The sequence below is a fragment of the Paenibacillus montaniterrae genome (genome assembly GCF_018403185.1).
GTDB lineage: Bacteria > Bacillota > Bacilli > Paenibacillales > Paenibacillaceae > Pristimantibacillus > Pristimantibacillus montaniterrae.
In genome coordinates, this window is sequence record NZ_BOSE01000003.1 from 536,199 (window position 1) to 548,680 (window position 12,482).

Sequence of the window (12,482 nt, forward strand, 5' to 3'; positions counted from 1 at the left end):
GGTGCTCACGTAGTAAGTGCCTACGCTGTGCTCCTCGTTTTCTAGTATCGTGCCATCTTCTTGGTCCTGAAAGCCCTGCTTTTTGAACCTCGATTGGAAGAGGAAATTCAAAAAGCAGGGCTTTGATGACGATGTAACTTCTCTGTTGCGGAGTCGACGGCGAATATGTCTCGCTACCGAAAACTGCGGTGCTCACGTAGTAAGTGCCTACGCTGCGCTCCTCGTTTTCTAGTATCGTGCCATCTTCTTGGTCCTGAAAGCCCTGCTTTTTGAACCTCGAACGTAGGAGGAAATTCAAAGTTGCGAAAAAGGAAAGGGTCGTCTTTAAATGCTGATGCAACCTATCTTACTAAAAAAGCATCAGTATTTAAAAAGCGACTGATGGAATGCTTATTCCGAAACGCTGAATGATTATAAATGGCTCAGCTTTGATGTGGTTTTCTTTTTCGTTGTAGCGTAGTTGGCAACGAATATGTTGCGCATACCGAGTGCATCGTTTAGGGCGTGTCTGAAAACCCGCTCAGAGGCCCCTTTCACCGCCTTTTCGCCCCCTGCTTCGTTCCGTTTGCTTGACGTACGCCCGGTACGCCTTCACAAACGCGCCTTGCATGGAACGAAAATTCGGCAAAATTGGCTGTCTTCGGAGTTCTCAGACACGCCCTAGTTGATTTTTATTCTGTCTGCATATGATCTTTATTTCCAGCGTGTATTCTTCTATTAACTTTAATTCATAGAAAACGAACTTAGAACTTACAAGGAGGAACAATGGCTAATCCTGGTTACCGCAAAAAACATAATTCAATAAAAGGGCTATACATTTTAATGCTATTATTTGTTGTCGTTCTTACGATTGGAGTAGTTAGGAATTTAAATTTTACTAAAGCAGAGTCGAGCTCGCATCCGACGGAGAAATCCGACAAATCACTATCTGAAGCGGGCGAAGCAGTGGACCCGAATCAAGCTGTATTTCGGATTGTGATTGATGCGGGTCATGGCGGCAGTGATCCAGGAGCAACGGGAGCAAGTGGTGCTTATGAAAAGGAGTTTAATCTGTCACTGGCTAAGCGAGTGTCTCAACTGCTTGATCAGGACCCGATGTTTGAGGTGCGATTAACTCGTGAGGACGACCAATTTATTGAGCTGGAGGATCGGGCTGCGCTCGCTAACGATTGGAAGGCGGATGTGCTCGTTTCAATTCATGGCAACACATACGAGGATAAGAAGGTTTCCGGAACGGAAACTTTATACACCAATGACGATAGCATCTTGCTTGCTCAGCTGCTTCAGGAGCAGGTTGTATCAGCGCTAGGCACCCGCGACCGCGGCGTGAAGCAGGATCAGCTTGTTGTTTTGTCATTGGCGCAAATGCCGGCGGTGATCGTAGAGGTCGGCTATCTGACTAATAAAAAAGAGGAGAAGTCAATCGTAAGCCGCGATGGGCAGGATTTGGCAGCCAACGCTATTTTCGAAGGGATAAAGAAGTATGTTAGCCAACGAACTCCACGCAGCGAAGACGATCCTTTGTCAGACGACACTTCCTCAGACGATACTTCTGCAGCTGCCAACAAAATTTATTTTAGCGGCAAGTCGGAGGACGGGAAACAAGTGGCATTAACGTTTGACGATGGGCCGGACGAAATCGTTACTCCAAAAATTTTGGACGTATTGAAGGAACATAATGTTAAAGCAACCTTTTTTATATTAGGAAATCGGGCCAATACCCATCCTGACATTGTGAAACGCATCGTGGATGAAGGACATGCGATCGGCAACCACTCCTGGTCTCATCCGAATTTCGATAACATTTCAATGGAGGAGGCGCTAAAGGAAGTCGAGGATACGCAAAGCTTGCTTGAAAGAACGATTGGATATCGTCCTAGCCTGTTTCGACCGCCCTATGGCACACTTAAACAAGATAAACTCGATCAGCTTTCTCAAATGAATCTGGCTGTCGTCAACTGGACGGTGGATACGATGGATTGGTCGGGAGTATCCTCAGAGGAGATTATAGGCTTGGTCCGCGAGCAATTATACCCTGGAGGGATTGTTTTGCAGCATACCGCCAACGGGAAAAATCATCTTGCCAACACGATTGAGGCACTAAAGCAAATGATTCCCGAGCTGAGTGAGGACGGTTATTCGTTCGTGACGGTACCTGAGCTGCTGAACTTGCCGGACTCGCAAACGGAATAAAGTTGAAACCTCCCGTACAGCACCTGCGTCTAAACACTAGAAGGGAGTTTTCTAATGATCGGGAAGAACAATGGCGGAAAAGTTTATGTAGTTGGTATCGGTATTTTTGCACTCCTCATAATCGTAGGGGTGCTGGAGTTTCAATATGGAAACATTCAAAAAGCAATTTATAAGTACAAAGTAAAAAACTATCTTGAACAGACGTATAATGAAAAGATGGTAGTCAAAAAAGTAAGTTATTTGTGGGACAATATTGAGCCAATAAGTGCGCGCGTATATCCAAAAGACGCTGAGCAACTTGAATTTACAGTCTATCCAAGCAAGGAGCAAGCGAATGCCTACTATGATGATTATGCAGAAATCGTATGGCTGCATCAAGCGAAAGAGGATGTGGACATGCTCCTGGCCGACGTTGACAGCGAATTTAAAGACGTTCTTTTTATCGATTTCACCTGCTGCATGGAAGGTGACAGAGTGAGAGTAAGCAATGGAGAAGTCACTGCTTACTCCGAAGCGAATTTGAAGTTCGATTTGACGTTTCAACTGAACCGCGGCATGCAAGCGGGCGACCTGGAGCAAATTGTTGAAATGATATCCAGGCTAAAGCAGCATGAACAGCTTGAAATTGGCAATGCGCTATTTATTTTGCAGCCCGAAGACGACAATTCCAGCCGCATTGAATATAAATTTTCCGGTAAAAGCTTGAAGGAAATTCAGTCCATTGAAGATCTTGACGCATTCAACGAAAGCGGTCTTACCGCTGTATCAGGATAGGCTTGGTGACTTGCTTGCTTTTCGGTATCCGCTCGGATTGGTGCCAAGCCATTTGCGAAATTGCTCGATAAAATGATTATAGTTATTAAAGCCTACATCGTAGGCAACCTCAGAAGCGCTGCGATTCGTATGCTCGAGCAGCAAGGCGGCTTGACGTATTCGCATTTGGTTTAAAGTATCAATGATTGATAATCCCGTTTGTTCTTTAAATAAATGGGACAAGCGAGAAGGCGAGATCCCGATCATTTTCGCTAGCTTTGCGATTTGAACTGGACTACGCATGTTAAGCGAAAGATAGTGCAGAGCCTCTGCAACCCGCGGGTCAAGCTTCTGTTTGCGTAATTGAGATAATAGCATTAATATTTCACGAAGCGAGTTTGCGCATAATTCATGCCATAACTCGCTTCTTTCTCTTGAATCGGAAAGAATTCTCCGAAAAGCCTGATCGATACGCGAACGGAGCGAGCTTTGCTCAAAAGAGTGAACGGATAAAGGCTCGACCGGCAATAATTGATCACCTACTGACCTGGACGTAAAGTGCGCCCATACGAAATTCCAGCTTTCTCCTTTCACTGTGCCGTATGCATGAGCAGTATCCGGTCTTAGCAAGGCAATATCTCCTTCGCCGCAAACCCTTTCGGCTCCATCGACCTTGAAATAGCCTCTGCCATTTAGCGTAAAAGCAATCAGCCAATCGTCCATACCGTGAGGCCGGCTAGTCATATAAGTGTCATCTACCTGAAAATGTCCAGCAATAATGATCCCATACGCTTTCCCGTCAAAATGCGAAGGTTCGTCGAATTGTTCCATTACAAGTGCCCCCTGATCTATAGTGCTTTGTAAGCTAAGCATAGCGCGCCGCGAATTTTAAATCCAGTGGATAGCAGGATCGTGTGAGTATTAAGCAGGATAGATAATCCCTTATCCCGTGCAAACGAATTAAACTGAATGTAATTTGAAAGGAGGGCATTTACATGACTTATTTGCTTCAAGTATTGAGTGAAGAGCAGAAACAGCAATTCGAGAACGAAGGCTTTCTAATTGTGAAAGGGGTATTCACGCAACAGCAGCTTAGCGAGATCGAGGAAACGTTTGAGGAAATTAGCCAAAAGGTGGTGCCAGGCTTTTTTGAGCCGGATTTGAGCAATGCCTCGGGTGATCCGCTAAAGCGCTATCCGCGGGTCATGCATCCGCATCGCTTTAACGAAACCGCAAAAAAGTATATGCTGCACCCACAGGTGCTCGAAATTTTGCAGGATTTGTATGGGGAGCCGGCTCTTGCCGCGCAAAGCATGTTCTATTATAAACCGCCTGGAGCTAGAGGGCAGGCACTGCATCAGGATAATTTTTATTTGAAGGTGGAGCCTGGAAACTGCATTGCCGCTTGGACGGCCGTTGATGCAGCTGATGAAGAAAACGGCGGTTTGCTGGTTGTGCCGAAGACGCAGGATTATGATATCGTATGTCCGGAATATGCGGATGCAAAGGAATCATTTACGACGCATTTTGTAAAACCGCCGAAGGATCAGAAGGCGATGCCGGTTGTGATGGAGCCGGGGGATGTGCTGTTTTTCAACGGCAACTTGATTCATGGCTCTTACCGCAACAAGACGAAGGACCGATTCCGCAGAGCGTTCATCTGCCATTATGCCAATGAATCGGCGACCCATATCGGACAATTTTATAAGCCGTTGTATCGTGCCGATGGAACCGAGGTTGATCTGGAAGTAAACCCAGATGGCGGTCCTTGTGGTATTGAGTTCGAAGCGTTCTACCCGCATTAAAGCTTGCGAGTTCGTCGCACAATAATGAAGGAAGTTCAATAAAGCAGCAGTGAAGGAGCAAAGCTTTCCGAAAAACGTAAGGATGAAAGCTTTGCTCCGAAGCTTAAATATCAGATTGCAGACTTGCTTTACCGCCATTCGCCAGCCATTGCTTTTTCCATTTGCCCTGGATCACGAACATCATAATTACACTTAAGAGCGTAATGCCGCTTAATGTGAGGAAGCCTGTTGTATAGGAGCCTGTAGCTTGATACAGATTTCCTAAAATATTTGGAAGCAAGTAGCCGCCAACACCGCCAGCCGCGCCGACAATACCTGTTATAAGTCCAATTTCGTCGCGGAAGCGCTGCGGAACAAGCTGGAATACTGAGCCATTGCCCATGCCGAGACACATCATTCCGACAAACAGCAGAGCTAGTGCAGCATAAAGTGTTGGAATCGTGGAGACAAAGGCGAACATAATGCCTGCTCCGGCAAATAACACAATGAGCATTTTTATGCCGCCCAAGCGGTCAGACAAAAAGCCGCCGACAGGTCGGAACAGACTTCCGGCAATGACGCAGAACGTTGTAAAATCTGCCGCACGAACTGCGGAAAGCCCGTATTGGGCGTTGAAGAAAATCGTTAAGTAGTTCGATAAGCCGACAAAGCCGCCGAAGGTGATGCTGTACATAATGCAAAATAGCCAAGTATCTCTTTGCTTCAATATATTCAAGTAATGAACAAGCTTTTTCGGAGCAGGACGATTAGGCGCTTCCTTGGCAAAGATCGTAAAGACAATAAGCGCAATTGCGATAGGAATCATGGCGAGACCGAAAACAGCCTCCCAGCTACCAAAATGAACAGCCAAGCGATTGGCAAACAGTGTGGCGAATACCGTTCCGCTATTGCCTGCACCTGCTATCCCCATTGCCAGACCTTGATATTCTGGCGGATACCAGCGGCTTGCAAGCGGCAAAGCAGCAGCAAATGAAGCGCCCGCGACTCCGAGCAGCAGGGCAACGATATATAAATCGCCAAGCGAGCCTATAAACTTCCAGCCCCAAAGTAACGGCAGCAGCGTTAAAATCATGCCAAGCTGACCGGTACGTTTCGGCCCGATATAATCGGTAAGAAAGCCGAATACGATACGCAGAATAGAGCCGCCCAGAATAGGCAGAGCAACCAGATTAGCCTTTTGCGCTGCCGTCATATCATAATCATTAGCGATCAATACACTTAGCGGTCCAATTAGCACCCATACCATAAAGCTAAAATCAAAATACAGAAACGCCCCGAAAAGAGATGGCTTATGGCCGCTATTCCAAAAACTTTTATTCTCCATGCTTTTACTCTCCATAGTAAATCCCTCCAACATATAAATTTTTTTCTTTCTCTTTTCTTCAATTGCACAACATAGAGTAGTAGGTTCAAAAAGCAGGGCTTTCAGGACCAAGAAGATTGGGCGCTAGTAGAAAACGAGGAGCGCTAGCCGTGGCACAAGCTACGTGAGCGCCGGAATTTTCGCTAGCGTTCAATCTTCGCCGTCGAATCCGCTACAACGCATCACCTCGTCATCAAAGTCGTGCTTTTTGAACTTCTTCTTCCAATAAGTGTTCAAAAAGCAGGGCTTTCAGGACCAAGAAGATTGGACGCTAGTAGAAAATGAGGAGCGCAGCGTAGGCACAAGCTACATGAGCACCGGAATTTTCGCTAGCGTTCAATCTTCGCCGTCGAATCCGCTACAACGCCCAACCTCGTCATCAAAGTCGTGCTTTTTGAACTACTGCTAAAAAAAGAAAAGGCCGTAGTGCGCCTATATCCATGGCGTACTCCCGGCCCCATTGCCTATCAGACACTCCTTTGTGTCTGCATTCAGTTCACATTTCGTAATTTCAAAATCATTATAGAATGACCGTCAAGAATATGTCAATAAATATTACACAAATTTTCTTATTTATCTATATCACCCTAATTTCACGTATAATCCTTGACTACATTCCCATATTACGTTAACTTTATTGACATTTATAATTGTGGAAATTATAATCAAACTAACAATCCAATAAGAATGGCACAATGGCGTGCCTGTAATCGTGACAAAGATGTCCGTTCTCTTTCATAGAGGATGGACTTTTTCTGTCTAAAAAGAGGAGGGGATTATCGTATGACCCAAATCGAAACCAAAACCATCATCAAGGCATTAACCGCCCAAGAGGCTGCTGATTGCTTGTGCAGCTTGCTAGAGCCACAGCGAAGAACGGAGCGTGTTGCGTTGCATGAGGCATCAGGAAGAGTGCTTGCCGACGATTTCATTACGCCGTTCCCGATGCCGCCCTTTCGCAGAGCAGCGATGGATGGATATGCCGTTTGCTCGCAAGACTTAGTTGAAGCAGGTCCCGACAATCCGACCACGTTAACCGTTGTAGGTGAAATTAAAGCGGGCTCTGGCTTGGCTTTGCAATCACAATTTCAGCAAATGCAATCCGGGCAGCGCCAAAGCGCACGAATATTTACAGGCGCCCCGGTTCCCGAGCAGTGGGATACGCTTATTGTGCAGGAAGCGATCCCCCTTGAGCAAAGACGCCTTAATCCTGGCAGCATCCAGCTTTATAAAGCATTTCGGCAAGGCGAGCATATTGCAGAGGCTGGAGAAGATATTGCGGCCGGAGCGATGGCGCTTGCGAGCGGGAAGGTGCTCCATGCAAAGGAAATTGCGATTCTTGCTTCCTTCGGTCAAGCGCAGGTATCCGTTTACGAAAAGCCAAAGGTTGCGGTAATCCCTGTCGGGGATGAGCTGTTGTCGCCTGGCGATTCTTTCATTCCCTATCATATTTATGATGCGAACAGCTATATGGCTGCTGCGCGCTTGCAGGAGCTAGGAGCAGTTGTCCAGCGCTTTGCGCCAGTACCCGATGATGTAGAAGCAATTGCAGATGCGCTAACACTCGCGCTCAGCCAGTATGATTTGATCATTACGATTGGCGGTGTTTCGGTTGGCGACTACGACTTTGTCGCACAAGCGGCGGAGGCAGCAGGAGGCTCAGCCTTATTTCGCAAGGTGCTGATGCGTCCCGGCAAGCCAACCTCCGGCTTTATTGCCGATAACAGGCTAATTATTTCGCTATCAGGCAATCCTTCCGCTTGCTTTGCAGGTCTGGAGCTGCTCGTTAAGCCAACGGTACTGAAGGCAGCCGGATATATAGACTATAAAAATCGTTTTCTCCAAGGAACACTCGCCTCTGGTTTAGATAAGTCGAGTCCTTTTACTAGATTTGTGCGCTCGATTGCTTATTGGCAGGAGGAACGGCTGTTCGTAGAGCCACTGGGCCGAGATCGATCTGGCAACATTGCTGCGTTTGCACATGCTAATGCTTTGGCTGTCATCCCGCCGGGAGCGCGCGGGGCCGTTAAGGGAGAAACGGTAAGCCTGCTCCCGCTAGCTGGCTTCTAAGCGTGGCGCTGTATCATGAATGGAGGTTGCAGATCGAACATGAATAAACAAAAGCTAGTCGTTATTGGAAATGGAATGGCGGGAATGAAATGTATAGAAGAGCTGCTGAGCATCGATGATTCGAAGTATGAAATTACAGTGTTTGGCAGCGAGCCGTACCCTAATTACAACCGAATCATGCTGTCGAAGGTGCTGCAGGGGAATTCGTCGTTCGATGATATTATGATCCATAATTGGTCGTGGTACGAGGAGAAAGGAATACAGCTTCATACAGGGACAGCTGTTACTAAAATTGATACGAGAGCAAAGCTGGTTGAAACCGACAAAGGGGTAAAAACAGCGTATGATCGGCTTATTTTGGCAACGGGCTCCTCGGCGTTTATTCCCAGGCTTCCTGGCGTAGATAAAGCAGGCGTAACAGGGTTTCGCAATATTCAGGACTGCCTTGCGATGATGGAAGCAGCCAAGCTTTATCAACGAGCAGCCGTGATCGGAGGAGGGATTCTCGGTCTTGAAGCAGCAAAAGGCTTGCTCAATTTAGGCATGGAGGTTCATATCGTCCACAACGCACCTTATATTATGAATCGTCAGCTCGACCCTTTTTCCTCCGAGCTGCTGCGAAAAGAGCTGGAAGGCCAAGGGATGCGCTTTTTGCTAAATAAGCGGACCGAAAAAATTATCGGCCGAGGCCGTGCGAAAGGATTGTTATTTGATGACGGGACGAAGCTTGCCGTCGACTATATCGTGTTTGCAGTCGGCATAAAGCCGCGGATCGAGCTGGCAGAAGGCAGTGGACTTCAGGCGAATCGTGCTTTTATTGTCGATGATTATATGCAGACCAATATTGCCGATGTTTATGCGGTCGGCGAATGCGCTGAGCATCAAGGCATCGTATACGGGCTCGTAGCGCCACTTTATGAGCAGGGAAAGGTGCTGGCTCGAGTCTTATGCGGTGTGAAAACCGAACCGTATCGCGGCACAGTGCCGTCAGCCCAATTGAAAATTTCCGGGATTGATCTGTTCTCGGCAGGCAACAGCTACGATGGTTCTCAGCAAACCGCGCTGCAAATGTATGATGCGATTAAAGGAAGCTACAAAAAGGTAACGATGAGCGGCGGAAAAGTTACTGGAGCGATTCTGTACGGCGACATTAACGAAGCCTCGCATTTGCTGTTCCTTATTCAAAAGCGCTCGCCTGTGTCTGAATTATATCGCGAGCAGGCGACCAATGCGAATGATGATGCAGCGGCGGCACTAGCGCCGAAGGATACGGTTTGCTCCTGCAATGGCGTCTGCAAAGCCGACATTGTAAGCGCGGTGTGCAGGGATGGGCTTGAAACCATTGAACAGGTTCGCGAAAAAACAAAGGCATCAGGCTCTTGTGGCGGCTGCCGCCCTTTAGTCGAAGCGGTAATACGGATAGCACTTGAATCACCAGAGCTGGAGCCAGAGGAGCTGGAGCCTGTCTGCGGCTGCAGCACAGTTGATCATCCCGCATTAATAAGCGAGATTACTCGCGGATTAGCACTTGAGCCTTCGCAGGTGATGAGCAGGCTGAATTGGAAAACGCAGGCTGGCTGCGCAGTTTGTCAGCCAGCCCTTCAATACTATTGGACGGTTCATGCAAAAGCTAGCAGTCATAATAGAAGATTAATAGATGCTAGCCAAAGCCTATTTCCGCTAGGCGCTTCGATTCAGCTGGCATGCGAGGCTGAGGCGAAGCCGGGGATAGCATCATTTGAAGCGGGCTTGCTTAAGGAGCAGCTGGAGATGAGCTTTGCATCCTTTCCAATGCCGGCAAAGGTCACAATTGCCATTTCAGGCGGTACCCGTTTTCCGGCAGGCGTGCTCGTTAGCGGTTTCGGCCTTGTCGCTGCTCCTGCTGGCTGGGAGCTATATATTGGCGGACATGCGGAGCTGCCGCTTCGTCAAGCTCAGCTGCTCTCGATTGAGTCGTCCGTAGAGCAGATTTTGGATATAGCTGTCAGCGCTATTGAGTGGTATAGAGAGTCTGCTTATTACGGTGAAACAGTATGGGAGTGGCTTGATAGATTGGGCATTATGAATATTCGTGAGCAGCTGCATAATCCGCAAGAGCGGAAAAAGCTGCAGCTAAGCTGGCAGGATCAAATGAACAGAGCGGGAACGACCGCTTCAGCATTTATTTAGCAAATAGGCAGGTGAAGATTATGGCGATGGAAGTGAAAAATCTGGTGCACTCGCAATGTCCTTTTTGCAGTGTGCAATGCAAGATGCAAATCGAGTTTACAGAGCAGCAAGGAGCCGCCGAAGCAGCGATAAAAGTCGAGGGTCTGATGAATAAAGCTTCAGAAGGACGCTTATGTGTTAAAGGAATGAATGCCTATCAACACGCGACTAGCAAGGAACGGCTCACTCAGCCGTTAATTAAAAGGAATGGCGTATTCGTTCAGGCTTCATGGGAGGAGGCGCTCTTCGTCATTGCCTCGCAGCTGACTGCCATTCAAGAGGAGCATGGTGCGGACGCGGTCGGTGTATACGGCGGCGGCTCACTCACCAATGAAACGGCGTACCTGCTTGGCAAATTCGCTCGAGTAGCGCTGCGCACGCGCTATATCGACTATAACGGCCGTTTCTGCATGTCCGCAGCAGCTTCGGCAGCAGTGAAGACGTTTGGGGTGGATCGAGGCTTGACCAATCGACTGGATGAAATTCCTTTTACGGAATGCATCATTTTGGCCGGTACCAACATCGCCGAATGTCAGCCTACGCTAATGCCTTATTTCACGAAAGCGAAGGAAAACGGCGCTGCTATTATCGTAATTGATCCGCGGCGGACGGCAACCGCAGAGCTTGCTGATTTGCATTTGAAGGTGAAGCCTGGAACGGATGCGCTGCTGGCAAGCGGCTTGCTAAAGGCGATTGTAGAGGAAGGCGGGCTGGACGAAGCGTTTATTCGCGAGCGGACGAAAGGCATTGCAGCCGTGCTGCAGCAGCTGGAATCAGTGCAGCTTGGCGAAGTGGCGCAGGCGACGGACATTTCAGAGAAAGATATTCGGCTAGCAGCTTCTCTCTACAGCAAAGCGAAAAGCGGCATGATTTTCACGGCCAGAGGTGTTGAACAGCACGCGGATGGTCATATTGCAGTTCGAAATTTTCTTAATTTGGCGCTCGCTACCGGAAAAATAGGCAGAGAAGGCTGCGGCTATGGGGCCGTTACCGGACAAGGAAACGGGCAGGGCGGCAGAGAGCATGGACAGAAAGCGGATCAGCTGCCCGGCTACCGCTTGATTGAAAATGAGCAGGATCGCGAGCATATTGCGAAGATATGGGGGATCGAGCCGGAGGAGCTGCCGCGCAAAGGGGTTTCCGCCTATGAAATGATGGAGCTTATTTGTCAACGGGATATTAAAGCGCTATTTATTATGGGCTCCAATCCGATCGTATCAAATCCGAATGCAGGCTATGTAGAGGAAGGAATACGCGGGCTTGATTTTTTAGTTGTCGCCGATATGCTCATGTCCGAAACTGCGAAGCTGGCGGACGTTGTGCTGCCTGTTACCGCATATTTGGAAAATGAAGGCACGCTGACGAATTTGGAGGGACGCGTGCTGCTGCGGGAAAAAGCACTTCCAGCGCCCGGCGAAGCTCGTGATGACTGGCAGGTGCTGTGCGCGCTTGCGGAACTGCTTGGCAAGGGCGATAAGTTTGCCTTTCATTCCGCTGAGTCGATATTTGAAGAGCTGCGGCGCGCCAGTCAAGGGGGAGCTGCCGACTATTACGGCATTACCTATGAGCGCCTTAGAAAGGAAGAGGGAATTTACTGGCCGTGTCCAGCGCCTGAGCATCCCGGCACAGCCAGATTGTTTGAAGAAAGCTTTGCTCATCCAGACGGACGCGCCGTATTTGCCGAGCTTGTGATGAGTGCTGGCTCGGAGCAAACAGATGAGCAATTTCCTTTAATTCTTACTAATGGCCGGCTGCTGCCGCATTATTTGACAGGGGTACAAACGAGACGAAGTCATTCGCTAATTGCGCGCGAGGTGGCTGCTGTGCTGGAAATTCATCCGCAAACGGCAAAAAAATACCGGATCGCCGATGGTGCTTTGGTCGAGGTGCAATCGAGACGCGGCAGCTTCGTAGTGCGCAGCAGGTTTTCCAAAGCAATCCGTGAGGATACGGTATTTGCGCCTATGCATTGGGGCGGCGTTCAAAATGTCAATCTTTCAACTAATCCGCTGCTCGACCCCAACTGCAAAATGCCCGACTTTAAAGCCTGCGCGGTTTCGATTAGAGCTTATACGGATTAATCTGCCGTC

8 protein-coding genes are annotated in these 12,482 nt (G+C 48.4%); 6 read left to right on the forward strand and 2 right to left on the reverse strand.

Translation table 11 applies throughout. The features are described from left to right. The first annotated feature begins 765 nt into the window (after window positions 1-765). The gene (locus KJS52_RS11370) at window positions 766-2,193 is read left to right on the forward strand and encodes an N-acetylmuramoyl-L-alanine amidase (RefSeq protein ID WP_246563435.1); all 1,428 of its coding nucleotides are present in this window, start codon (window positions 766-768) and stop codon (window positions 2,191-2,193) included. Window positions 2,194-2,247: 54 nt separating this feature from the next. Beyond that, a complete protein-coding gene (locus tag KJS52_RS11375; protein WP_213515038.1) occupies window positions 2,248-2,967 on the forward strand; it encodes a hypothetical protein in 720 nt (239 codons plus the stop codon). Here KJS52_RS11375 and KJS52_RS11380 read toward each other — a convergent pair. Then, entirely contained in the window at window positions 2,959-3,777 is an 819-nt protein-coding gene (locus tag KJS52_RS11380) for a helix-turn-helix domain-containing protein (RefSeq protein ID WP_213515040.1), read from the reverse strand. The genes KJS52_RS11375 and KJS52_RS11380 overlap by 9 nt on opposite strands. Window positions 3,778-3,941: 164 nt before the next feature. On the opposite strand from KJS52_RS11380, the gene KJS52_RS11385 reads away from it, so the two are divergent. Beyond that, window positions 3,942-4,751, forward strand: a complete 810-nt coding sequence (locus KJS52_RS11385) for a phytanoyl-CoA dioxygenase family protein (protein ID WP_213515042.1) — start codon at window positions 3,942-3,944, stop codon at window positions 4,749-4,751. A gap of 103 nt (window positions 4,752-4,854) precedes the next feature. Here the strand turns inward: KJS52_RS11385 and KJS52_RS11390 are convergent, their stop codons facing one another. Beyond that, window positions 4,855-6,075: a nitrate/nitrite transporter gene (locus tag KJS52_RS11390; protein WP_213515044.1), complete on the reverse strand. Its 1,221-nt coding sequence runs from the start codon at window positions 6,073-6,075 to the stop codon at window positions 4,855-4,857. An 822-nt stretch (window positions 6,076-6,897) separates the two neighbouring features. On the opposite strand from KJS52_RS11390, the gene KJS52_RS11395 reads away from it, so the two are divergent. The 3 genes from KJS52_RS11395 to nasC are packed head-to-tail and all read left to right on the forward strand — an operon-like array spanning window position 6,898 to window position 12,473. Further along, on the forward strand, window positions 6,898-8,184 hold the full coding sequence (locus tag KJS52_RS11395) for a molybdopterin molybdotransferase MoeA (RefSeq protein ID WP_213515045.1): 1,287 nt from the start codon (window positions 6,898-6,900) through the stop codon (window positions 8,182-8,184). 39 nt (window positions 8,185-8,223) lie between these two features. Further along, window positions 8,224-10,353 (forward strand): nitrite reductase large subunit NirB, encoded by a 2,130-nt coding sequence (gene nirB, locus KJS52_RS11400; RefSeq protein ID WP_213515047.1) that lies wholly within the window; start codon window positions 8,224-8,226, stop codon window positions 10,351-10,353. Then, window positions 10,344-12,473: an assimilatory nitrate reductase catalytic subunit NasC gene (gene nasC, locus KJS52_RS11405; protein ID WP_444980913.1), complete on the forward strand. Its 2,130-nt coding sequence runs from the start codon at window positions 10,344-10,346 to the stop codon at window positions 12,471-12,473. The genes nirB and nasC overlap by 10 nt, the downstream gene beginning before the upstream one ends. The last annotated feature ends 9 nt before the right edge of the window (window positions 12,474-12,482 follow it).